The sequence below is a fragment of the Streptomyces sp. NBC_00442 genome (genome assembly GCF_036014195.1).
Lineage (GTDB): Bacteria > Actinomycetota > Actinomycetes > Streptomycetales > Streptomycetaceae > Streptomyces.
The window spans coordinates 2,567,561-2,590,288 of sequence record NZ_CP107918.1 but is presented as its reverse complement, the minus strand read 5'-3'; the positions used below and the strand labels follow the sequence as shown (position 1 = coordinate 2,590,288).

The following is a 22,728-nucleotide window of genomic DNA, read 5'->3' as shown; positions in this document are numbered from 1 at the left end:
CGGACCCGGTCCGAACCGCGTTCCGCCCTCAACTCGCTTGATCCCGAGCGGCGTTGAACCGCCGAGAGCGCTAAAGTGCTGTGTTCGATCCGATGGGACTCGGGGGGCCGGCGGAATGCGCGGAGAGGCATCCGACGACGGGCGCGTGTACCAGGCGCGCCGCGATCAGCGGATCGAGCAGCGGGACTACACCCTCAACGTCTTCCTCGACCGGGGCGCCGACGCGGAGACCTACCGCGGGGAGGCCGACCGCATCGTCACCGTCCTGCTGCACGCGGTGGGCTCCCTGGAGGAGCGGTGCGAGGCGCTGGAACGCAAGTCCGTGCGCGCCCGCGCCGCCGGGCGGGCCGAGGCGTACGCCGAGATCCAGGCCGAGCTCCAGGCCTCGGGCCTCAAACTGCGCCGCGTCCAGGGCAAGTTGAAGGAGGCGCAGCAGGATCGCGAGGTGGCCGAGCGGCTGCTCACCGAAGCGCGTCGCGCGGCGGAGGAGTACCGCCGGGAGGCCGAGGAGCTGCGGCGCCGGCAGGCCGCCCCCGAGCCGCCGGACGAGCCCGTGCAGGAGACGGGCCCCACCCTCGGCGACTACGACCGTTTCATCGACACGGCGGACGCCGAACTCGCCGCCCTGCGAACCTCGTTGGAGCGGCTCGGCGACGAGATGTCGCTGCGGGCCGACGGGGGCGAGGGCGGCGGCCGCATGGTGGCGGGGGAAGTCGTCGATCCGGGCGGCGCGGCGGGGGAGCCCCCGGCCGGCCCGCTGCCCCCTGCCCCGGCATCGCCATCGGCCCCGGGCCCGGCATCGTCATCGGTCCCGGCGTCGGCCGGGGAGGAGACGCCGGGGCACCCTGTCTCCCAGGGGGATCCGGCCGAGGCGGAAGACCGCTTCCGGGACGAGGAGATGCGCGACCCGAGGTCGACGCTGCCCGGCCCGGCCGCCCACACCGCACCGCTGCCGGTTCACGACGCCGAGGGCTCCGAGGCCGTGGGCTCCGAGGCCGTGGGCTCCGACACCCTCGACGCGGCGGCCCCGGCCGCATCGGACGCCCCGCCGGCCGAGGCCGGCCATATCGGCCTGAGGATGACGACTCTGGGGTTCCTGGTCTCCATGGCCCCGCCGCTGCTCGTCGGGGCGAGCATCCGCGAGGTGTACGGGGGCCCGCACGGCCCGGCGGTCCTGTGGGGGCTGGCCTACGTCCTGGTCTCCCTCGTGGTCGGTTACTTCTTGGGGTTCTTCCTGAAGACCATGATTCTCGTGGTGGGGGGCTGGGACGGCGATCACGACTTCAGCACCAAGATGACCGTCTACACGACCCTCGCGTGCCTGGTGCTCATCTACGGACTGTGCCTGCCCGCGTCCCTCGGCCCCTGGGTGTCCACTCCCGCCCGGTTCCTCGCGCAATGGCTCGGTCCCGCATAGGGCGAGCGGCGATGGATGGCCTCGTACGTCGACGGTCAACCGGGTCCGCCCACTTGCCCGTTGGCGCGAAGGCCCCCAAGAATGGCGGTGCCCATGACAAGTCGAAAGATCTTCGGCACCGTCATTCAGAGGGGAACCCCCACATGAAGAAGCCTCTCGTCGGCGCGCTGCTCGGCCTGCTCCTCGTCGGAGCCTCCGCAGCCCCGGCCCTGGCCGCACAGACGGCGACACCCGCGCCCGCCAAGCCCGCCGTCAAGGCGGTCACCTTCGCCGGCACGGTGGCGCTGAGCAACTGCTCCGGCTCCGTGGTCCGCACGCCCAGCTCGCAGCCGAGCGACCCCGCGCTCGTGCTCTCCAACGGCCACTGCCTCGAAACCGGATTCCCCGGCCCCGGCGAAGTCATCACCAACCAGGCGTCGTCCCGCACGTTCTCGCTCCTGAACGCCTCGGGCTCGAAGGTCGCCACCCTGCGCGCCAGCAAGGTCGCGTACGCCACGATGACCGACACGGACATATCGATCTACCAGCTCAACACGACCTACGCCCAGATCCAGAGCCAGTACGGGATCGCCGCGCTGACCCTCAACGACGCGCACCCGACCCAGGGTTCCGCGATCAAGGTCGTCTCCGGGTACTGGAAGCGCACGTACAGCTGCAACGTGGACGGCTTCGTCTACCGCCTGAAGGAGGGCGACTGGACCTGGAAGGACTCGGTCCGCTACACCTCGTCGTGCAACACCATCGGCGGCACCTCGGGCTCCCCGGTGATCGACACGACCACCGGCAAGGTCGTCGCCGTCAACAACACCGGTAACGAGGACGGCGAGCGGTGCACGGAGAACAACCCGTGCGAGGTCGACCAGAACGGCAACGTCACCGTCCGCCAGGGCATCAACTACGCCGAGGAGACGTACATCATCGTCCCCTGCATCGGTGCCGGCAACAAGATCGACCTGAGCCGCGCGGGCTGCACCCTGCCCAAGCCGTGATCCGCTGGTCGGCACACGCCGGCACATGACAGAACGCGCCACCACGCGACAGCGGCGCCTCCCGGGGGAACGGGGGGCGCCGCCTTCGTGCGGGTCGTGCGGGTTACGGCAGGGCGTGAACGTGCGGGCCCACCGCGTTCGACCAGGCGTTGCCCGACTTCGCGTCCCAGTTGGTGGACCAGGTCATCGCGCCGCGCAGCGTCGGGTAGGTCTTCGAGGGCTTGAAGGTGCCGCAGCTCGTGCCCTTGGTCAGGCAGTCGAGCGCCGCGTTCACCACGGACGGCGAGACGTAGCCGCTGCCCGCGCCGGACGTGGAGGCCGGCACACCGAGACCGACCTGTGAGGGGTCGAGGCCGCCCTGGAGCTGGATGCAGGCGAGCGCGGTCAGGAAGTCGACCGTGCCCTGCGCGTAGACGTTGCCGTCGCAGCCGTTCATCGAACCGCTGTTGTAGTACTGCATGTTGACGACGGTCAGGATGTCCTTGATGTTGAGCGCCGTCTTGAAGTACTCGTTCGACGGGGACTGCATGTCGATGGTCTGCGGGGCCATCGTGATGACGGTCGTGGCTCCGCCCTTCGCCGCGATCGACTTCAACGCCTGTGTCATGTAGGTGGAGTTGAGGCCGTTCTCCAGGTCGATGTCGACACCGTCGAAGCCGTACGTCTGCATCAGCGAGTAGACCGAGTTGGCGAAGTTGTTCGCCGAGGTGGAGTCGCTGACCGAGATCGTGCCGTTCTGGCCGCCGATCGAGATGACCACCGACTTGCCGGCCGCGTGCTTGGCGGCGATGTCCGCCTTGAACTGGTCGACGGTGTAGCCGCCGAGACCCGCCGAGTCGAGCGTGAAGCTCACCGCGCCCGGCGTGGTGGTGGCGTCCGCGAAGGCCACCGCGATGATGTCGTAGTTCGCCGGCACATCACTGATCTTCTGGACGGTCGCGCCGTTGTTGAAGTTCTGCCAGTAGCCGGTCACCGCGTGCTTGGGCACGGTGCCGCCGCCGCTCGGCGGGGTGCCGCCGGAGGCCGAGGTGGTGCCGGTCACCGCCGCCGACTTCGGGGACTCGCCCGCGGCGTTGGTCGCGGTCACCTGGAACTGGTACGCGGTCGACGCGCTGAGCCCGGTCACGCTCGCCGAACTTCCCGTCACCGACTGCACCTTGGTGCCGCCCTGGTAGACGTTGTACCCGGTCGCGTTGGACACCGCGCCCCACGACAGGTTCACCGACGACGAGCTGACCGCGCCGACCGCGAGGCCGCCGGGCGCCGCGGGAACGGTCGGGGCCGGGTCGCCGCCCCCGCCGCCGTCGGGCCCGAACACGGAGATGTCGTCGGCGTAGTACGCGGCCTGGCCGTACCAGCCGTGCGTGTAGATCTGCACCGAGGTGGTCGAGGCGCCGGTCTTGAACGTGGTGGTCAGCTGGCCGTAGCCGCTGCCCGTGCCGGGCGTCCAGGTCGAGGTGTCGGTCGTGCCGGTGCCGCTGGCGCCGAGGTAGACGTAACTGCCCTGGACCCAGGCGCTCAGCGTGTAGGTCGAGTTGGGCTTGACCGCGACGGTCTGCGAACACTGGGCGGTGTCCGAGCCCGAGGGGGTCGCCTTGAGCGCGGCGGTCCCACCGTGGACGGGGGAGGAGACGGTGGCGCCGCTGCCGGCCGAGCAGGTCCAGCTGCCGAGGCCCGACTCGAACCCGGCGTTCTTGGCGTTGTTGACGTCCGCCGCATGGGCGGTGCCGGAGAGCCCGGCTATGGACAGGGCGCCGGCCGCGGCCACGGCCAGGCCGAGCCTTGCATGTCTCGCGCGGTTCACTTGCTGCCTCCGGGAGGGGAGTGGGGAGGGTGAGGGGTGGGACGGACAAGTGGGGTGGGGCGCCCTGGTCGCACAACATGGTCCAGACCAATTGGGTTGTCAAGACTTCGCGCGGAGACCCGCACGCGGACACCGCGCGCGCCCCGGCCCCGGGCGCCGTCGGCCGAGCACATCGGTCGAAGGATCAATTCAGGCCGCGCGACTGGCCGACTTTGCACGCAACTCCCGTCCCACCGGTACCAAATCCGGCCGCGGGGGCACATAGGAAAGCAGAAGACGGTTCTCCCGCCGGTATGTCGTGGATAAAGTGCTGAGGCAGGTGGGAAACGCAGTGATCAGTTGCGGTCGTGGGGGCTCGCACAGGCCCTCCCGTCCGAGGGAACCGGGGGCCGCAAGGTGGCGACCGCGATCAGTGAACGGGGGCCCGCGCCATGCCGACCGCGATAGCTGTCACCAGCCCCGATCTGGTGCTGGCGCCGACCGATCCACAGACGCCGCTCGCGGCGCTGCTCCAGTCGCCGCAGGCCCAGCCCCTCGACGCGGCGCTCGTCGACATGAGCCGTCTCCTGGAACAGCACGGTTACGTCGTCGCCTGTTATCCGGCGTCCCTTTCCGCCGCGCACGAACGCCGGCTGCACACCGTTCGCTCGCTTCTGGAAACCGACCGGATCACGCTCATCAAATCCCCGCTCCCGCCGCTCGGACTCGCGGTTCTCGTGCGCCAGCTGCGACAGCTCTCGGTCTGCGACTTCAGCCCCGGCGTCATCGCGTCGGCGGCCCGGCTCCTCTCCCACTACATTTACGCGGGCGCCGTCCTGAACTCCGTGACCCGCCTGGAGCGCATCCCGGTCGGCCTCACCGCGCACGCCAGGTCCTGGGTGCCCGGAAGCCAGTTCGCGGTGCTCGCCAACCCGCGGCCCGAGCTCGTCAAGGTCGGCTCGGCGGGAACCCTCACCGGCCCCGACTTCGCCTGTCACCTCCTGGTGGCCAAGGGCTCCGTCGGCGCCGACTGGGTCACCGGCACCCTCGCCCCCGCCTGGCAGGCCGGCGCCGTGCAGGACGCCGCGCCGCCCGCCGATTCGGCCGCCTGGTGGGGCACCGGCAAGCTGACCGAGTTCGTCGCCTACCTCCCGGACATCGCGGTCCTCTACCAGCTCGTCGCCTCCGTGCGGCGCGAGCAGTGCCGGTGGTGCGCCATGGAGCTCATCGGCGACCGCTGCGGATTCTGCGCGTCGCGCCAGCCGGCCGACGACGCGCCCGCCACCGCGTACGGCCCCTCCGCGCTCGGCCCCGTCCCCGCATCCGCCTACCGCGCCCGGCCCCTCACCCGGGCCCAGCGCCGCCGCGCCATCGCCCCGGGCCCCTGACCCCAACGCGCGTCAGCAGTCCGCCACTTGCCCGCTCTGCCCCACGTCAGCGAACGAGGTCGTACGGTCAATGAACTCCCGCCAGCGCCGCGGCATCATCCTTCTCCTCCTCTCGGCCCTGTGCGCCCTCGGCGCCTTCGCCGGGGTGTTCACGGTGATCAGCGACGTGGACTCCAAGGTGGGCCCCGAGGTGACCGCGTACAAGCTCAAGGACGACATAGACGCCTACGCGACGCTCGCGTCCGATCAGTTCGAGAAGACCAGCATGCCCAAACGATGGCTCTCCCAGGGCGCCGTCACCGACCTCTCCGACGTCATCGGGAAAATGGCCGCCACCCACCTCACCAAGGGCTCGCTGCTCCAGGCCGGCATGTTCACCGACCGGCCCCAACTCAAGCCCGGTGAACAGGAGATCGCCATCATGATCGACGCGTCGACCGGCGTCGCCGGAAAGATCAACGGGAACGACAGCGTCAACATCTTCGCCACGTTCGCCGCGACCAAACAGGGGGACACCCCCGAGTCCAAGCTCATCGTCGCGGGCGCCCGCGTGATCCAGGTCGGCGCCGTCCAGGCCCTGACCCCGAGCGCGTCCGACAAGAACCAGACCACCCAGGCCGTCCCGATCACCTTCGCCCTCGGCACCCTCGACGCCCAACGGGTCGCCTACGCCGAGTCGTTCGCCACCCACGTCCGCCTCGCGCTCGTCGGCCGCGGCAACGGCGACACCACGATCCCGCCCGGTGACCGTACGTACCGGCTCGAAAAGGACCAGTGAGGCGCGGATGACCACTCGCATCCTTCCGGCCGTCGCCGACGCGGACGCCGCCCGATCCGTCACCACCCTGCTCAGCCAGCTCCCCGACGCCGAACCGGCCATGCCCGTCGGCGACTCCACCCAGCTGCTCGACACCCTGGCCAGGTTCGCGGGCGAATCCCTCGACGAGCTCCCCGAAGTCGTCCTGGTCCACGAACGCATCGGCCCGCTCCCGGCCCTCGAACTGATCCGGGAGGTCGCGCTGCGCTTCCCGGCGGTCGGCGTCGTCCTGATCTCCTCCGACGCCGGGCCCGCCGTCTTCTCCGCCGCCATGGACTCCGGCGCCCGCGGCCTGGTCGCGCTGCCCCTGTCGTACGAAGAGCTCGCGGTACGCGTCCAGGCGGCGGCCCAGTGGTCCGCGGGCGTACGCCGTCACCTGGGCGCGAGCCTCGACGTCTTCACCGGGCCGGGCGGCACCGTCACCACCGTCACCGGGGCCAAGGGAGGCGTCGGAACCACGCTCGTCGCCGTTCAACTCGCCCTCGCCGCACGGGCGTCGGGCCGCACCACCGTGCTGCTCGACCTGGACCTCCAGGCCGGCGACGTCGCCTCCTACCTGGACGTCCAGTTCCGCCGCTCCATCGCCGACCTCGCCTCCATCACCGACATCTCGCCGCGTGTCCTGGCCGACGCCGTCTTCAACCACGAGAGCGGTCTCGCCCTGCTGCTCGCCCCCGGCGAGGGCGAACGCGGCGAGGAGGTCACCGACCGGTCCGCCCGCCAGATCATCGGCGCCCTGCGCACCCGCTACGAGGCCGTCGTCGTGGACTGCGGCACCCAGACCACCGCCGCCAACGCGGCCGCCGTCGAAATGGCCGACGTTGCGCTCCTCGTCACCACCCCCGACGTCATCTCCGTACGCGGTGCCAAGCGGACCGTACGCATGTGGGACCGGCTCCAGATCCGCAAGGCCGAGGAGACCACCACCGTGGTCAACCGGCACACCCGCACCACCGAGATCCAGCCCCCGCTCGTCCAGAAGATCACCGGCACCCGGGTCGCCCAGACCTCCGTGCCGGCCCACTTCAAGGAGTTGCAGTCCGTCGTCGACGCGGGCCGGCTGCACGACCTCGACCACAAGAGCACGGTCAAGCAGGCCCTGTGGGCGCTGGCCGGTGAGCTGGGCCTCCTCAAGGCTCCCGAGGGCAGAGCGAAGGCGCGGGCCGCCCGTGGTTCCGGGCTCGTCCTGCGGCGCAGGGGCGGCTGATGAACCGGGTGCGGATTCCCGCGGGCGAGCGGGACCGGGGGCAGACCGTGATCGAGTTCATCGGCGTGGTCCCGCTGATCCTGCTCCTGCTCGTCGCGCTGTGGCAGTGCGCCCTGGTCGGTTACGCCTTCGTCCTCGCGGGCAACGCGGCGGACGAGGGAGCGCGGGCGGGGGCGGCGGCGGAGGGCGACGCGGGGGCCGCGTGCCGCACGGCGGCGCTGCACGAGCTGCCGTCGTCCTTCGACGGCGACCCCGCCTGCCCCGGCGGCGGTGACGGCGGGATGTACCGGGTCACCGTCACCCTCAAGGTTCCCCTCCTGATCCCGGGCGTCCTCAACGGCTTCCCCGTCGAGGGCAGCGCCGCCCACGTGAAGGAGCGCTGAGCCGTGCGCATCCGTACGCACCGAGGGCGCGACCGGGACGACCGGGGTCAAGTGGCCCTGGAATACATCGGTTTCGTCGCGATCCTGCTCCTCGTGGGCCTCGCCGCCATCCAGCTCGGGATCGCCGCGTACGCGGCGAACCAGGCGGGCACGGGGGCACGGGCGGCGGCGCGCGCGGCGAGCCTGGACCAGCCGCGGCCGGGCGAACCGGCGCCGGACCCGGCGGCCGCCGGCAGGGCCGCGGTGAGCGGCTGGCTCAAGCCCGACGTCGCCTCCGCCGGCGGGGGCGGTGACGCGGTGGCCTGGACCGTCACCATCACGATTCCCAGCGTCATCCCCGGCATCGGCGACTTCGGCACCACCACCCGCACCTCCACCATGCCGAAGCTCCAGCACCCGAACTGACCGACCCGACCGCCCGACCCGACCTGACCGACCCGACCCGACCGCCTGACCCGACCCGAGACGACTGGACTGGAGACGAGACATGAGTCTGCGGGCACGGATCGCCGCTCCCGAGGAGAGCGGCCCCAGCCGCGAGGACGGCCACCTGGTCGCCTCCTACCGGGCCAAGCTCCTTGAGGAGATCGACCTCGCGGAGATGTCCTCGCTCGCCGCCGCCGAGCGCCGGGCGCGCCTGGAGCGGGTGCTCGGGCACATCATCAGCCGCGAGGGCCCGGTCCTGTCCACCGCCGAACGCGCCCAGCTGATCCGCCGGGTCGTCGACGAGGCGCTCGGACTCGGCATCCTCGAACCGCTCCTGGAGGACGCCTCCATCACCGAGATCATGGTCAACGGTCCCGACCAGATCTTCGTCGAGCGGGGCGGCCGGGTGGAGCAGCTGCCGCTGCGGTTCGCCTCGCACGAGCAGCTGATGCAGACGATCGAACGGATCGTGTCGACGGTCAACCGGCGCGTGGACGAGTCGAACCCGATGGTGGACGCCCGCCTCCCGTCCGGCGAGCGCGTCAACGTGATCATCCCGCCGCTGTCCCTGACCGGCGCGACGCTCACCATCCGCCGCTTCCCCCGGTCGTTCACCCTCCAGGAGATGATCACCTTCGGTTCCCTCGACGAGCACATGCTGCTGCTGCTCGCCGGGCTCGTGCAGGCCCGGTTCAACATCATCGTGTCGGGCGCCACCGGCACCGGCAAGACCACCCTGCTCAACGCCCTGTCCGGCCTGATCCCGCCGCACGAACGCATCATCACCATCGAGGACTCCGCCGAACTCCAGCTCCAGCAGGCCCACGTCATCCGCCTGGAGTCGCGGCCCCCGAACGTCGAGGGCAAGGGCCACATCTCCATCCGCGACCTCGTACGCAACTCGCTGCGCATGCGCCCCGACCGCATCGTGGTCGGCGAGGTCCGTGGCGGCGAGTCGCTCGACATGCTCCAGGCGATGTCCACCGGTCACGACGGCTCGCTGGCCACCGTCCACGCCAACAGCGCGGAAGACGCCCTGATGCGGCTCCAGACGCTCGCGTCCATGTCCGAGGTGGAGGTCCCCTTCGAGGCGCTGCACGACCAGATCAACTCGGCCGTCGACGTCATCGTCCAGCTCACCCGGCACGCGGACGGCGCCCGCAAGATCACCGAGATCGCCATCCTCGAATCGCACGGCCGCGACCCGTACCGCATCACCACCGTCTGCCGCTTCGACGCCCAGCCCATGGCCGCCGACGGCCTCATCCACGGCCGCTTCCACTACTACCCGCTGCCCCGCCGTGTCGCCGACCGCCTCTACCTCGCGGGCCAGCCCGTCCCGCAGGCGTACGGGGTCGCGTCGAGCGCGGAACAACTGGCCGTCCGCCACGCCAACTGACAGGGAACGCGCAGATGAACCTCTCCTTCCTCACGCTCGGCGTCACCCTGCTCGCCGGGGTGCTGGCGGTCCTGGGGCTGCGCTCCTACGGCGCGGGCCGCGCCCAGCGCGAAGCCCTCATCGACCGGCTCAGCAACCCCGGCGCCCCGGCCGGGAGCGGGCGGCACCGGCCGTTCGGGGGCGTGGACCGCAGGCTGCGCGGCACGAAGCTGGGCCGCCGCATCGAAGGAAAGCTGGCCGCGACCGGCCTCGATCTCACGCCCGGCGAGTTCTTCGTCTACATGCTGGCCGGGGTGGCCGCCCTGTGGCTGATCGCCGCGTCGGTCCTCGCCTCGTTCTTCGGCCCCCTCGCGGGCCTCGCGGGGCTGTGGGGGGCCAACTCCTTCCTCAACTGGCAGCGCCAGAAACGCATCGAGCGCTTCATCAACCAGCTGCCCGAACTCTCCCGCATCCTCGCCAACGCCACCCAGGCCGGCCTCGCGCTGCGTACCGCCATCGCGATGGCGGCCGAGGAGATGGAGGCGCCGGCCGGCGAGGAGCTGGGACGGGTCACCGACCGGCTCGCCGTCGGCGAGTCCCTCGAGGACGCCCTGGGTGAGATCGCCGAGCGCCTGCCGTCGCGCGAACTCGTCGTCCTCGTCACGACGTTGGTGCTCGCCAACCGCGCCGGCGGCACCGTCGTCAGCAGCCTGCGCAACCTCACCACCACCCTGGAGGAGCGCAAGGAGACCCGGCGCGAGGTGCGCACGACCCTGGCCCAGGTGACGGTCACCGCATACGCCGTGCCCGGCTTCGGCATGGCCGCGCTGCTCATGCTGAACGCGGTGATGCCGGGCGCGCTCGACCGCATGACGGGCGCCTTCATCGGCCAGGTGGCGGTGCTGGTCTCGATCGCCCTGTACGCCCTCGGATTCTTCGTGGTCCGCCGCCTGTCCCGTATCGACGTATGACCCGCATCGATGTACGACCCGCATCGACGTACGAGCCGGAACCACCGGCACGTGAGAATCCACCGCCACATGAGAATCCACCGGCACGAGAGAGGGGAGTGAGCGACACATGGGACTGCTCTTCGCGGCCCTGACGGGCCTGAGCGTGTACGGGATGTTCCTCGGCATCCGCATGTACCGGGCCGAGGTGAAGCTCCCGAGCGACCTCTCGGTGGCCCTTGAGGTCGGCGCCACGCGCACCACGGCCGTCGGGTCGGCCGTCGACCGGCTCGGCATGCGCTGGGCGCCCGCCGTGCTGCGGATGATGGGCCCCGAGCGGGTCGGCAGGAAACGCCGCCAGATCGACCTCGCGGGCAACCCCGGGGGCCTCACCGTCGACCGGTACGCGGCCCGCCGTGCCGTGTACGGCCTGCTCGGTGCGACGGCGGCGCTGATCATGCTGCTCGAAGGGCACTGGATCATCGCTCTGGTGATGGTGGCGTTCGCCCTGTTCTGGGTGGAGGCCGGCATCTGGTCGGCGGTCCGGGTGCGCCGCGACCACATCGAACGCACCCTGCCCGACTTCCTCGACGTCCTCGCCGTCGTGGTCAGCGCGGGCCTGGGCTTCCGCCAGGCCCTGGACCGGGTCGCCGACAAGTACGAGGGGCCCTGGGCCGACGAACTGCGCATCACGCTGCGCCAGATGGACATGGGCGTCAGCCGCCGCCAGGCCTTCGAGGAGCTGCGCAAACGCAACGACTCCGAGCAGGTCGCGATGTTCGTGACCGCCCTCCAGCAGGGCGAGGAGCTGGGCGCGCCCATCGTCGAGACGCTGATAGCGATCGCCGCCGACATGCGGCGCACCGACGCGCAGAACGCCCGCCGCAAGGCGGCCCGCGCCGTCCCCAAGGCGACCTTCGCCGTGACGACCTTCCTCCTGCCGGGCACCCTGATCCTGCTCAGCGTCGGCTTCGTGTACGGCGCGAACCTGGACTTCGGCGGCTTCCTGGGAGGCCCGAAATGACCCTCCAATTAGCCGTACATTCCAGGGGGTTGACCATGCCCGGTCTGCGCGGGGCGGTGCCGCCAGTGCCGGCCCCCACCCTCGCCCTCCAGATCAACGCGCTCCAGGCGATGTGTCGCCAGGTGTTCGGCTTCCGCCTGGCGATGATCGCCATAGGCGCCCCCTTCGCGCTCGCCGGCGCCGCGAAAGGGGCGCCCGGTGTACTGGTGGGGGCGGCGGTCCTGGTCACCTTCATGGGCTCGTACGTCCTGTTCCGGGACTGGGAGCGCTTCGGGCCACTGCTGCTCAACCACCCGTGGCTGCTCGCCGTGGACGCGGTGTTCGGGGCGCTGCTCCTGATCACGGCGACCCCGGAGTCCCCGCTCGGCTACGTCACCATCTGCACCCCGCTGCTCGCGGGCCTGGTCTACGGCTGGCGCGGCGCCGGCCTCTTCGCGGGTCTCCAGGTCGCCATCCTGACCCTGGTGTACGCGACCGGCCCCCGCCACCAACTGGACGACACCTCCGCCCTGTTGCTCCCCGGCTTCTGCGTGATCGTCGGCGCGATCGGCGTGACGATCCGCAACCTCCTGTTCCGGTTCGGCGCCGCGAGCCAGGCCCTCACCGAGACCCGGGCGCGCCTGGCCGTGCACGACGCGGTGGAGGAGGAGCGGGCCCGCCTGGCCCGGGACATGCACGACTCGGTGGCGAAGACCCTGCACGGGCTGGCCCTCGCCGCGGACGGCCTGGCCGCCTCCGCCGACGACATGGACCCGCCCGCCGTACGCCACCAGGCCGAGCTCGTGGCACGGGCCGCGCGCCGGGCGGCCGCGGAGTCCCGGGACCTGCTGGGTGACCTGCGGCGCACCAGGGGGGAGGTGGCGGTCATGCCCGAACTGGCCACCCTGGTGCAGGACGTCACCGTGCGCACGGGCAGACCCGCGCGGTGGACGGCACTGGGGGATACGTCGGACGTGACGCTCCCGGCCGGGGCGGCTCGCCAGCTCCTGACGATCGCGAGCGAGGCGTTGGACAACGCCCACCGGCACGCCGGGCCGGCCGCCCGCCTGGAGGTGACCGCGGGAGTCGAAGGGGCCGTGTTCCGCCTCAGCGTCCAGGACGACGGCCGCGGCCTGCCGCCCGGCACCACCCTGGACGCCCTGAAACGTACGGGCCACTTCGGCATGGTGGGCATGGTGGAGCGGGCCGCGTCGATGGGCGCGCGCATCAGGATCGGCCGGGGGACGGCGCCGTCGGGCACGGAGGTACGGGTCGAACTCCCGCTGGCCGGGAGGCATGAGTCGAGCGGGGCGATGCCATGAATCCCTGGACGAGTGGTGCCGCGACGGATCCCTGCACGAGTGGTGCCGTGACGCATCCCTGGACAGGAGGTGCCGCCATCCCGGACGTGACCCCGCCCCCGTGCCCGCCTCCGCAGCCGGCCTCGCCCCCGCACCCGCTCCGACCGTCGCGCGACCCGCTGCGCGTCGTCGTCGCGGACGACAACCCGGTCGTACGGGCGGGCCTCGCGGCACTGTTGCACGGCCGGCACGACATCGAGGTGGCCGGAGAGGCCGCCGACGGCAACGAGGCGTACGAGGCCGCGGTGCGCCACCGCCCGGACGTGATCCTGCTGGACGTCCGCATGCCGGGCGTCGACGGCATGACCGCGCTCCCGCACCTGGTGCGCCTCGCTCCGGTCATGATGCTGACGTACAGCCGCGAGAGCGAGATCGTGCGGGCGGCGCTCCGCCTGGGAGCCGGGGGATACCTGGTCCACGGCGAGTTCACGGCGGACGAACTGGTCGCGGCGGTAAGGGGGATGAGCCAGGGGAGGGCCGCGTTCACCGCCACGGCGGCGAACGCCCTGCTGGCCCACGTACGCGAGCACCCGCCCCCGGTTGTCGGCCCGGATCCGCTCTCCACCATTTCCGCACAATCCCTTTCGCAACTGCAACCGGTTGTGGCACAGTCTTCAACTGCACGACGGGCGGCGCCCATGCGCAACAGGGAAGATTCCAGGCTGAGTTCGCGGGAGGCCGAGGTGATGGAGTTGATCGCTGCGGGCATGAGCAATCAGCAAATCGCGGCCACGTGCTTCATCAGCGAGAAGACGGTCAAGAACCACATCAACCGCATCTTCGCCAAGCTGCACGCGACGACCCGCGGCGAGGCGATCGCGCGCTGGCTGGGGGCGAGCGATGCGTAACCTCGCGGTTTGGGCCCGCATTTGGGCCCCTGGGCCCTCGGCACGGACCGGGGCCCCGGCCTACGTTCCCGGTGACGTACGCGATGCCGCAACCGGAGGAGAGCCGCGAAATGCCGCAGGACACGCTGCTGAAGACCGCCGTCGCTGCGCAGATGCGGGTGAGCGGCTGGAGGGACACGTCCATCGCCCGCATCCGACGCCGGTACGCGACGGCGGGGCGCGACCGGGGGCAGACTTCGTTCGAGTATCTGGGGATCATTTTGGTGGTGGTGGCGATTATTGGCGGGATTATGGCGACGGGGATCGGGACGTCCATCACCAACAAGATCAAGGAGCAGATCGACAAGATCAAGGCTGGCGGCTGATCACAGGTCTTCGTCAGGATCGAGGGCAGGCTTTCCCCATCTATGTGGTGATGGTGGCGGGCCTGCTCTTTCTCGCGTTCGCCTTCTTCGCGGTCGGCCAGGCCTCGGCAACCCGTAACGGCGCGCAGGGAGCGGCCGATTCGGCCGCACTGGCGGCGGCGCAGCGTGCTCGCGAGGAGGTGGCGCCGAAGGTTCTGGCTGCGCTCATGACGTCCGGCGGTCTCGAGACCATCTTTGACGACGGAGTTGTCCTCGCGGACGCGCACGCCGAAGCCGCGAACTTTGCGGCGAAGAACCACGCCGACCTGCAGACGTTGGATCCTCGCCCCGACGGTGTCGGCCGGTTCACTTTCAAGGCAATCGTCAAGACCCAGTACACGGTGGGCAAGTCGGTCATCCCCGGCACTGAACAGGATCATGGCACTGCCGCCGCCACGGCGGTAGTCGAGCTGCGGTGCAGCCTGCCACCCGGCGGTGTCGCCGGCTCCAGCCAGGCACCGACACCGACACCGACACCCACGCCCACGTCTACGCCGCCGTCTCCGGGCACGATCACCTGTGGCGGCAAGGACTTGCCCACCGATCCCATGCCCGCTCCGGAAGAGTTGTTCACCGTGAAATTGGTCGACTGACCGCAAGTGACAAGCAGAGGATTGGCACCGATGAGCGTTCGGCATACGTTGAGAGCCCGTAGGGGGGCGGCAGTGGCGGCGATGGCTGTGTCCCTGGCGTTGGCTGTCGGTGGATGCGGCAGCGACGGCAAGGGCGACAAGTCCGGTGCCACGAAGGGCAGTTCGCAGTCCAAGACTACGTCCGGAGGTGGCCAACAGTCTGGCGCTGCGTCGCCCGGTCCCTCTCCGGCAACAAAAATCGCGGAGTCCACGGGGCAGGGTGGGATCGTCCTCACCATCAATAGTGTGGCGCGGGACTCCGGCGGGTTCGTCACCGTGTCCGGCCAACTGAAGAATCCTGGCTCGGAGAACTTCGTCGACACGTCCGGTTGGGTCGGTACCGAGAAGGATGTGTTGGCCAGCGGTGACTCGGTGGCTGGAGCGACTTTGATCGACAAGGTGGGCAAGAAGCGTTACTACGTGCTGAGGGACACGGGCGGGAAATGCCTCTGCACGATGGGCATCGTAGGAGTGAAGGCTGGGCAGACGATCCCCTTCTTCGCCCAGTTCCCCGCCCCTCCGAACGGCACTCAGCAAGTCGACTTCCAACTCCCCACCTTCCCCACCATGACCGTTCCCGTCTCCGGGTGATCACGCCATGACCAGAACCCGGCACGCAGCCGTAGCGTTCGCCGCCGCGCTAGTTCTTGCCGCCGGCACCAGCACCGCATACGCCGACGAGACGCCCAGCAGCCCCCCGCTGCCCGGCACCGAGGCGACGAGTGATCCCTCGATGAAGGTCGACGGGACCTCGCCGAACCTGAAGCTCCCCGAGGGCGGCACGCTCGCCGCGCCGAAGGTGCTGGACATCAAGTCGATCGTCGAGGACCAGGGCGGCGAGGAGCGGCGCTCCGACACCAACACGAACGTGACGTTCGCGCTGCAGGCGGAGGTGCTGTTCGCGATGGACAGCGCGGCCCTGTCACCCGATGCCAACGACCGCATCCAGGGCATCGCCGCGGAGATCAAGAAGCAGAAGGCGACGAGCGTCCGAGTCTTCGGCTTCACGGACAACCTCGGTACGCACGAGCACGGCGTGGTCCTGTCGAAGGAACGGGCCGACGCCGTACAGAAGGCGCTCTCCCTCTCCCTCGGCCCCGACGTCACGTTCGAGATCCGGGGCTACGCAGAGGACTACCCGATCTCCGACAACTCCACGGAGGACGGCCGCAAGAAGAACCGCCGCGTGGAGGTCAGCTTCACCCGGAGCGGCGGTTAGGAGGCGGGGGTGTGCTGCTCCGCCTCCCCCCGAATGGTGCGGTCGAATGGTGCGCTCGCCAATCGCCGGGCCGCCGGCAGGAGTTAAGCCTCGCCGGGCCCGGGTACCCGCCCCCCACACGGCGTGCGCGGCGCGGATGCGCGGGCGGAAATGGGTGGGCGGGACCCAGCCAATCCACAGGAGTGGTTGTTACGGTGCTGGGTATGAAGCCAAGGCTGCTACGGAGCCGTACGGCGACGGCCGGGGTGTGTCTCGTCGCGCTTGCCGCCGCGGCCTCGTGCGGGCCCGCCGACGCGGGGGCCGGGGGCGAGGGGGGCTCGGTGCGTGAGACCGGGGTCGCGCCCGGTGCGAGCGCGTCCACGCAGGTCAAGGCGGCGCCGGGAGCGCTCGACAGCGGGCGGCTCGCCGCCGCCGCGCTCGTGACGGGCGACGTGAAGGACTTCGCGGCCGAGCCCATGGAGGGCGGCACCCCCACCGGCAGCTCGCGCACTTCGAAGGCCGCCTGCATGCCCTTCGTGTCCGTCATCAACGGCACGCCCCAGCCCGCCCCCTCCGCGACCGTCTTCCGGCGGCTCACCAACACCACCGAGGACGGGCAGGCCGACCAAACTGTCGTCACCGAGGTGCTCGGCGCCCACCCCTCCGGCGCCACCGAGGTGCTGCCCCGGCTGCGTGCCGCCATCGAAGCCTGCGCGGACGGGTTCACCACCAAGGGCGGAGACCTGGAGCCGTCGGCCTTCACCGAGGTCAGGGAGCTGCCCGCGCCGAAGGCGGGCGACGAGGCCATCGCGTACGAGCTGATGGGCGTGGCCCAGGGCGACCCCGTGCCGATGGTCTTCCTGGTGGTGCGGAGCGGGACGACCGTGGTGACGTACTACGCCGTCGACGTCACCGGGGACGACACGCCCCAGATCCCCGCCGAGCTCGCCGTTGCGCAGGCGGCCAAGCTCAAGTCCTGAGACCCTGACCGGTCGCGACCGACACGACGACGCCCGGCCGCAGTCCCCACCCGGCCATCGCGCCCGCCTCCGCCTCCAGGACGTGCCGCGCGCGCGGCCGGAGCGCGCCGAGCCGGCCCGGCGCCATGGTGCGTACCGCGATCACCCTCAGATGCCGGTCCAGATGGGCCACGTCGATCGCGAAGCGCATCCGGAAGGTGTGCACACTGCTCGCGGGAGTGAGGAGGATCACGCCGTCGATGCCGTCCCGGCCGAGCAGGCCCCGCGTACGGGCCCGGTAGGACGCCGCGATCTCCAGCGCGACCGCCGCCCCGGCGCCGTCGAGCACGCTCAACACGCCCGTTCCGTCCCTCCATCGGCCCATGGATAAACGGTAGTGGCTCGCGGGGCCGCCGCGTAGGGTCCGCAACATGGGCCGAAACATCAGGAACCACAACAACCGCCCCTTCGAGGAACTGATCGACGAGGCCGCGTCCGTCTCCGTCGACGGCTGGGACTTCTCCTGGCTCGACGGCCGGGCCAGCGAAGAGCGGCCGTCCTGGGGGTACGCCCGTGCGATGGCCGGCCGGATGGCGAAGGCGACCGCCGCCCTCGACATCCAGACCGGCGGCGGCGAAGTCCTCGCCGCCGTGCCCCAGCTGCCGCCGCTCGCCGTCGCCACGGAGGGCTGGCCGCCCAACGTCGCCCGCGCCACCGGCCTGCTCCACCCACGTGGAGTGGCGGTCGTCGCCGACGAGGACAAGCCGCCGCTGCCGTTCGCCGACGGCGCCTTCGACCTGGTGGTCAGCCGGCATCCGGTCACCACCTGGTGGTCGGAGATCGCCCGAGTGCTGTCGCCCGGGGGCACGTACTTCTCCCAACAGGTGGGCCCGGCCAGTGTGTTCGAGCTCGTCGAGTACTTCCTGGGCCCGCAGCCGCCCGAAGTGCGGGGCGGGCGGGACCCCGGCAAGGCGCGCAAGGAGGCCGAGAGCGCCGGGCTCGAAGTCGTCGACCTGCGGCTGGAGAAGCTGCGTACCGAGTTCAACGACATCGGCGCCGTCGTCTACTTCCTGCGCAAGGTGATCTGGATGGTGCCCGGCTTCACCGTCGAGGAGTACCGCGACCAGTTGAAGGCGCTCGACGAGCAGATCCGTACCGAAGGCCCCTTCGTCGCGCACACGACACGCTTCCTGATCGAGGCACGGAAGCCCCTGAGGCCGTCCCGCACTGCCTAGCATCGGGCCATATGGGGACAATTGCTGACCAAAGGGTAGAGCGGCGTATCCAGTCGCCGACCACGCTTCTGCCCGTCGCCTTCCGCATCCCGCGCGTACGCGTCGGCCGGCCCGCCCTCCTGTGGTGGGGGTGGGCCGCCGCGCTGTTCCTCCTGTACGCCACCGTCTCCGCCCGCCGCCAGGCGCTGGTCCGCACCACCGGCTACGACCTCGGCATCTTCGAACAGGCGGTGCGCGCCTACGCCCGCCTCGACGCGCCCGTCGCCCCGCTGCGCGGCGACGGCTTCAACCTCCTCGGTGACCACTTCCACCCCGTCCTCGCCGTCCTCGCCCCCCTGTACCGCCTCGCCCCCTCCCCGTACACGCTGCTCCTCGCGCAGGCCGCGCTGCTCGCGCTCGCCGTGGTGCCGCTCGCGCGCCAGGCCGCGCGGGTCATCGGCCGCGGAGCCGCCCACGTCATCGCCTTCGGATACGGGCTGAGCTGGGGCATCGCCTCGGCGGTCGGCTTCGACTTCCACGAGGTCTGCTTCGCGGTCCCGCTCGTCTCGTACGCCCTCGAAGCGCTGGCCCGCCGCAACTGGCGGCGCGCGGTCGCCTGGGGCGTGCCGCTGCTCCTGGTCAAGGAGGACCTCGGGCTCACGCTGGCCGCGATCGGGGCGTACGTGGCCTGGCGCGGACCGCGCCGCCTCGGCCTGGCCACCGCCGCGCTCGGCCTCCTGGGCAGCGCCCTCGAATTCAAGGTGGCGCTGCCCTTCTTCAACCCGGCGGGCGGTTACGCACACGCCGCGAACCTCGCACCCGCCCACCACTCGCTCCTCACCACGCTCCTGCTCGCGCCGCTGGACGCGGTGCGCCCGGAGGTGAAGGCGACGACCCTCGTTCTGGTCTTCGCGCCCGCCGCGCTCATCGCCCTGCGCTCGCCGCTCGCCCTGATCGCCGCGCCCACGCTCGGCTGGCGGATGCTGTCGACCAACGCCTTCCACTGGGGGACCGCCTTCCACTACACGGCCGTCCTGATGCCCGTCGTGTTCGCGGCCCTCGTCGACGCCCTGCGTCCCTACGCCGCCGCCGGCGATCCGCTCGCCCGGCGCCATGTGCGGGCCTCGCTCGCGACCGTCGCCGCCGTCACCCTGGTCCTCGCGCCGTCGTTCCCCCTGGCCCAGGTCGCCCACCGCTCCACCTGGCGCACCGACCCGCACGTCCTCGCCGTACGCGGCCTGCTGCGGCACATCCCCGACGGCGCGACCGTCGCCGCCTCCAACCGCCTTGCGCCCCAGCTCACTTCGCGCGCAACGGTCGTCCTGTTCCCGACGTTCCCGGTGGCGGGCAAGCTGTACGAGAAGGACCGCTCCGTCCCGCGCCCCACGGCACAGTGGATCGCCTACGACCGCCGTCCCGCGCCGTCCTGGCCGTACCCGCCCGGCACCTGGCCCTATCCGGCGGACCGTCAGGAACGGGAGTACGCCCTCGCGCTCGCCCGGTACGGATACGTACGGGTGGCACAGGCGGACGGGATCTCGCTGCTGCGTCGCGCGGCGGCCCGAGGGCCCGCGAAGTAAGCGCTGTCGTGTACGGGGTGGCACCGCACAGTCACGCGGCGCCGCCGCCCTTGCGCCAGTGGGGTGAAGCACACCCGGAGCGAATTCTCACCCCGCCGACGCGGCCGCCGGCCCCGCCTTCGCGCGGCGGCAACCCCTGTGACCTGCACGGTCAAGCCGGGTCCGGGGTCCGGGTCACCCCTGCGAGGGACCGCGAAACCGTACTGGCCCGGTTTCGGAGCGTAGTTCTGGAGCGCCGTGGCACCCAGGAGTACTTACGAAGGGTTATGGTGGAAACCCCCCCTCGGGCCGGTCCGTATCCCCCCCACGGACCGGCCCGTTTTTTCATTTCCGGCGCCCCGCGCCGCCCCGCGCGGCAGCAGTGCGTCAGCCGCGTCCGGCCCAGATGTTGGTGCCCTCGGTGTCCACGGCGAAGGTGTCGATCTCCTTCAACTCCGCGTCGGTGAGCGCCGGTCCGGCCAGCGCCGCCACGTTCTGCTCCAACTGCCGCACGCTGGACGCGCCGATCAGCGCCGACGTCATGCGCGGATCGCGCAGCACCCAGGTCAGCGCCAGCTGCGCGAGCGACTGGCCGCGCCGGGCGGCGATGTCGTTCAGGCCGCGCAGACGGCGTACGACGTCATCGGAGAGCAGGTTCGGGTCCAGGGACTTGCCCTGGGCCGCGCGCGAGCCCTCCGGGATGCCCGAGAGGTACTTGTCGGTGAGCAGGCCCTGGGCGAGCGGCGCGAAGGAGATGCAGCCCATGCCGGCCGCCTCCAGGGTGTCGAGCAGGCCGTCCTGCTCCGTCCAGCGGTTGATCATGGAGTACGAGGGCTGGTGGATCAGGGCCGGCACCCCCATCTCCCGCAGCAGGCGCGCCGCCTGCCCGGTCTGCTCGCTGTTGTAGGAGGAGACGCCCACGTACAGCGCCTTGCCCTGCTGGACGGCGGAGGCGAGCGCGCCCATCGTCTCCTCCAGCGGAGTGTGGGGATCGAAGCGGTGCGAGTAGAAGATGTCGACGTGGTCGAGACCCATCCGCTTGAGCGATGCGTCCAGCGACGACATCAGGTACTTGCGCGAACCCCACTCGCCGTACGGCCCGGGGTGCATCAGATAGCCGGCCTTGGTGGAGATGACGAGCTCGTCCCGGTACGGAGCGAAGTCCTGGCCGAAAATCTTGCCGAAGTTCAGCTCGGCCGAGCCGGGCGGCGGGCCGTAGTTGTTGGCCAGGTCGAAGTGTGTGACGCCCAGGTCGAAGGCGCGGCGCAGGATCGCGCGCTGGGTTTCGAGGGCGCGGTCGTCACCGAAGTTGTGCCACAGGCCGAGCGACACGGCGGGCAGCTTGAGGCCGCTGAGGCCCGTGCGGCGGTACTCCATGGAGTCGTAGCGGTCGGCGGCGGCGAGGAAGCGGAGCGATTCAGTCACGTTTCCCTGCTTATCACGGACTTGTGACAGACCGAGTTGGGCCGCCATGACCCGTGCGCAGTACTGTGCTTTCCCTGGGGCGGCCGGTGTGCGGGGCGGCGGCGGGCCCCCGGAAGGCAACGAGAGGGTGAAATCGGTGAGTTTGCGCGACCTGGTCTACAGGCTCTATGCGCGCCGGGTGGAAGGCCGCCTCGACCACGACCAGGTGCCCAAGCACATCGGCGTCATTCTGGACGGCAACCGGCGCTGGGCCAAGGCATCGGCGCGCAGCCCCGAGCAGGGCCACCAGGCCGGCGCCAGCAAGATCCAGGAACTCCTCGGCTGGTGTGCCGAGACGGACGTCGAGGTCGTCACCCTCTGGCTGCTCTCCACCGACAACCTGGACCGCCCCGAGGACCAGTTGATCCCGCTGCTCGGCATCATCGAGGACGCGGTACGGGACTTGGCGGCGGACGGGCGCTGGCGGGTGCACCACGTCGGCAACGCGGATCTGCTTCCCGGCCACACCCAGGCGGTGCTCAAGGAGGCCGAGCAGGCCACGCACGACATCGACGGGATACTGGTCAATGTCGCCGTCGGCTACGGCGGGCGCCAGGAGATCGCGGACGCGGTCCGCTCCCTGCTGCTGGAGCACGCGGCGAAGGGCACGTCCTTCGAGGAGCTCGCGGAGATCGTCGATGTCGAGCACATCTCGGAGCACCTGTACACGCGGGGGCAGCCCGATCCCGATCTCGTGATCCGCACGAGTGGTGAGCAGCGTCTGTCCGGCTTCATGCTGTGGCAGTCCGCGCACTCCGAGTACTACTTCTGCGAGGTCTTCTGGCCGGCCTTCCGCAAGGTCGACTTCTTGCGCGCCCTGCGCGACTACGCTGCGCGGCATCGGAGGTACGGCACCTGAGGGTGCGCCTTCGGGCGCGGGTCGTGGAGGCTCGCTCGCGCAGTTCCCCGCGCCCCTTGACCCCGCTTTCGTCCGCGGGCCGTGGACGGCTGGCCGCGCAGTTCCCCGCGCCCCTAAAACCCCGGTTCGCTTTCGGGTGCGGACCGTGCCCCCTTCTCGCGCAGTTCCCCGCGCCCCTTAGCTACTCGGTGCCGGCCCGCATGGGCATCCTCAGCCTGTCATGGGGGTCCCCCCTGGCCCTTAAGGCCTTGGGGGAGATTGAGGACGAGCGCCCTTCAGGCGCGAACGGGGGTCTGGGGGCGGAGCCCCCAGGGAGCCGAGGCCCTCAAGTTGCCGCACGGGCGGGTGGGTGGGTGAACGTGTCGGGGGCTGGGGCGGAGCACCAGGGGGGCCGCACCTTCGGAGTTGCCGCACGGGTGGGTGGGTGGGAAAACGCGCGAGCGGGGTCCGGGGCAGAGCCCCGGGGGCCCGGGTTTCGGGTGCGGGGCG

At 71.0% G+C, this 22,728-nt stretch carries 23 protein-coding genes; 20 read left to right on the top strand and 3 right to left on the bottom strand.

Features of this window, described 5'->3' with window-relative positions; all coding sequences use genetic code 11:
- The first annotated feature begins 115 nt into the window (after nt 1–115).
- Nucleotides 116–1,417: a hypothetical protein gene (locus OG432_RS11495; RefSeq protein WP_328310432.1), complete on the top strand. Its 1,302-nt coding sequence runs from the start codon at nt 116–118 to the stop codon at nt 1,415–1,417.
- Between the two features lie 143 nt (nt 1,418–1,560).
- Nucleotides 1,561–2,406 carry a S1 family peptidase gene (locus OG432_RS11490; protein WP_328310430.1) on the top strand — a complete coding sequence of 282 codons (846 nt, stop codon included), beginning with the start codon at nt 1,561–1,563 and terminating at the stop codon, nt 2,404–2,406.
- 103 nt (nt 2,407–2,509) lie between these two features.
- On the opposite strand, the gene OG432_RS11485 is transcribed toward OG432_RS11490, so the two are convergent.
- A complete protein-coding gene (locus OG432_RS11485) occupies nt 2,510–4,210 on the bottom strand; it encodes a chitinase (protein WP_328310428.1) in 1,701 nt (566 codons plus the stop codon).
- A gap of 431 nt (nt 4,211–4,641) precedes the next feature.
- Between OG432_RS11485 and OG432_RS11480 the strand changes: the two genes are divergently transcribed.
- From OG432_RS11480 to OG432_RS11410, 15 genes are all read left to right on the top strand, one after another.
- Nucleotides 4,642–5,577: a hypothetical protein gene (locus OG432_RS11480; protein WP_328310427.1), complete on the top strand. Its 936-nt coding sequence runs from the start codon at nt 4,642–4,644 to the stop codon at nt 5,575–5,577.
- Nucleotides 5,578–5,647: 70 nt separating this feature from the next.
- Nucleotides 5,648–6,355, top strand: a complete 708-nt coding sequence (gene cpaB / locus OG432_RS11475; RefSeq protein ID WP_328310426.1) for a Flp pilus assembly protein CpaB — start codon at nt 5,648–5,650, stop codon at nt 6,353–6,355.
- Nucleotides 6,356–6,362: 7 nt separating this feature from the next.
- Nucleotides 6,363–7,601, top strand: coding sequence for an AAA family ATPase (locus OG432_RS11470; RefSeq protein WP_328310425.1), 1,239 nt, complete (start codon nt 6,363–6,365; stop codon nt 7,599–7,601).
- Nucleotides 7,601–7,984 carry a TadE/TadG family type IV pilus assembly protein gene (locus OG432_RS11465; RefSeq protein WP_328310423.1) on the top strand — a complete coding sequence of 128 codons (384 nt, stop codon included), beginning with the start codon at nt 7,601–7,603 and terminating at the stop codon, nt 7,982–7,984. Before OG432_RS11470 ends, OG432_RS11465 begins: the two co-directional genes overlap by 1 nt.
- Before the next feature lie 3 nt (nt 7,985–7,987).
- A complete protein-coding gene (locus OG432_RS11460; protein ID WP_328310421.1) occupies nt 7,988–8,389 on the top strand; it encodes a hypothetical protein in 402 nt (133 codons plus the stop codon).
- Between the two features lie 82 nt (nt 8,390–8,471).
- Nucleotides 8,472–9,809: a CpaF family protein gene (locus OG432_RS11455; protein ID WP_328310419.1), complete on the top strand. Its 1,338-nt coding sequence runs from the start codon at nt 8,472–8,474 to the stop codon at nt 9,807–9,809.
- Nucleotides 9,810–9,823: 14 nt separating this feature from the next.
- Nucleotides 9,824–10,759 carry a type II secretion system F family protein gene (locus OG432_RS11450; RefSeq protein WP_328310417.1) on the top strand — a complete coding sequence of 312 codons (936 nt, stop codon included), beginning with the start codon at nt 9,824–9,826 and terminating at the stop codon, nt 10,757–10,759.
- A 109-nt stretch (nt 10,760–10,868) separates the two neighbouring features.
- Nucleotides 10,869–11,762, top strand: a complete 894-nt coding sequence (locus OG432_RS11445) for a DUF5936 domain-containing protein (RefSeq protein WP_328310415.1) — start codon at nt 10,869–10,871, stop codon at nt 11,760–11,762.
- Nucleotides 11,759–13,063, top strand: coding sequence for a sensor histidine kinase (locus OG432_RS11440; RefSeq protein ID WP_443058370.1), 1,305 nt, complete (start codon nt 11,759–11,761; stop codon nt 13,061–13,063). The genes OG432_RS11445 and OG432_RS11440 overlap by 4 nt, the downstream gene beginning before the upstream one ends.
- The gene (locus OG432_RS11435) at nt 13,060–13,950 is read left to right on the top strand and encodes a response regulator (protein WP_443058369.1); all 891 of its coding nucleotides are present in this window, start codon (nt 13,060–13,062) and stop codon (nt 13,948–13,950) included. The genes OG432_RS11440 and OG432_RS11435 overlap by 4 nt, the downstream gene beginning before the upstream one ends.
- 71 nt (nt 13,951–14,021) lie before the next feature.
- A complete protein-coding gene (locus tag OG432_RS11430; RefSeq protein ID WP_443058368.1) occupies nt 14,022–14,315 on the top strand; it encodes a hypothetical protein in 294 nt (97 codons plus the stop codon).
- A gap of 50 nt (nt 14,316–14,365) precedes the next feature.
- Nucleotides 14,366–14,947: a pilus assembly protein TadG-related protein gene (locus OG432_RS11425; protein WP_443058564.1), complete on the top strand. Its 582-nt coding sequence runs from the start codon at nt 14,366–14,368 to the stop codon at nt 14,945–14,947.
- Between the two features lie 81 nt (nt 14,948–15,028).
- Nucleotides 15,029–15,577 (top strand): hypothetical protein, encoded by a 549-nt coding sequence (locus OG432_RS11420; RefSeq protein ID WP_328315068.1) that lies wholly within the window; start codon nt 15,029–15,031, stop codon nt 15,575–15,577.
- A 7-nt stretch (nt 15,578–15,584) separates the two neighbouring features.
- On the top strand, nt 15,585–16,205 hold the full coding sequence (locus OG432_RS11415) for an OmpA family protein (protein WP_328310409.1): 621 nt from the start codon (nt 15,585–15,587) through the stop codon (nt 16,203–16,205).
- 203 nt (nt 16,206–16,408) lie between these two features.
- Nucleotides 16,409–17,164, top strand: coding sequence for a hypothetical protein (locus OG432_RS11410; protein WP_328310407.1), 756 nt, complete (start codon nt 16,409–16,411; stop codon nt 17,162–17,164).
- Here the strand turns inward: OG432_RS11410 and OG432_RS11405 are convergent.
- On the bottom strand, nt 17,154–17,528 hold the full coding sequence (locus OG432_RS11405) for a DUF192 domain-containing protein (RefSeq protein ID WP_328310405.1): 375 nt from the start codon (nt 17,526–17,528) through the stop codon (nt 17,154–17,156). The genes OG432_RS11410 and OG432_RS11405 overlap by 11 nt on opposite strands.
- A gap of 46 nt (nt 17,529–17,574) precedes the next feature.
- Here OG432_RS11405 and OG432_RS11400 point away from each other — a divergent pair, with 46 nt between their 5' ends.
- Together OG432_RS11400 and OG432_RS11395 are read left to right on the top strand one after the other, a co-directional pair.
- Nucleotides 17,575–18,378: a class I SAM-dependent methyltransferase gene (locus tag OG432_RS11400; RefSeq protein ID WP_328310403.1), complete on the top strand. Its 804-nt coding sequence runs from the start codon at nt 17,575–17,577 to the stop codon at nt 18,376–18,378.
- A gap of 11 nt (nt 18,379–18,389) precedes the next feature.
- Nucleotides 18,390–19,937, top strand: a complete 1,548-nt coding sequence (locus tag OG432_RS11395) for a DUF2079 domain-containing protein (RefSeq protein ID WP_328310401.1) — start codon at nt 18,390–18,392, stop codon at nt 19,935–19,937.
- 366 nt (nt 19,938–20,303) lie between these two features.
- Here OG432_RS11395 and mgrA read toward each other — a convergent pair whose 3' ends face one another.
- Complete coding sequence (mgrA, locus tag OG432_RS11390) at nt 20,304–21,341, bottom strand: L-glyceraldehyde 3-phosphate reductase (RefSeq protein WP_328310399.1); 1,038 nt, start codon at nt 21,339–21,341, stop codon at nt 20,304–20,306.
- A 136-nt stretch (nt 21,342–21,477) separates the two neighbouring features.
- On the opposite strand from mgrA, the gene OG432_RS11385 reads away from it, so the two are divergent.
- Nucleotides 21,478–22,239, top strand: a complete 762-nt coding sequence (locus OG432_RS11385; RefSeq protein WP_114037243.1) for an isoprenyl transferase — start codon at nt 21,478–21,480, stop codon at nt 22,237–22,239.
- Nucleotides 22,240–22,728: the final 489 nt, after the last annotated feature.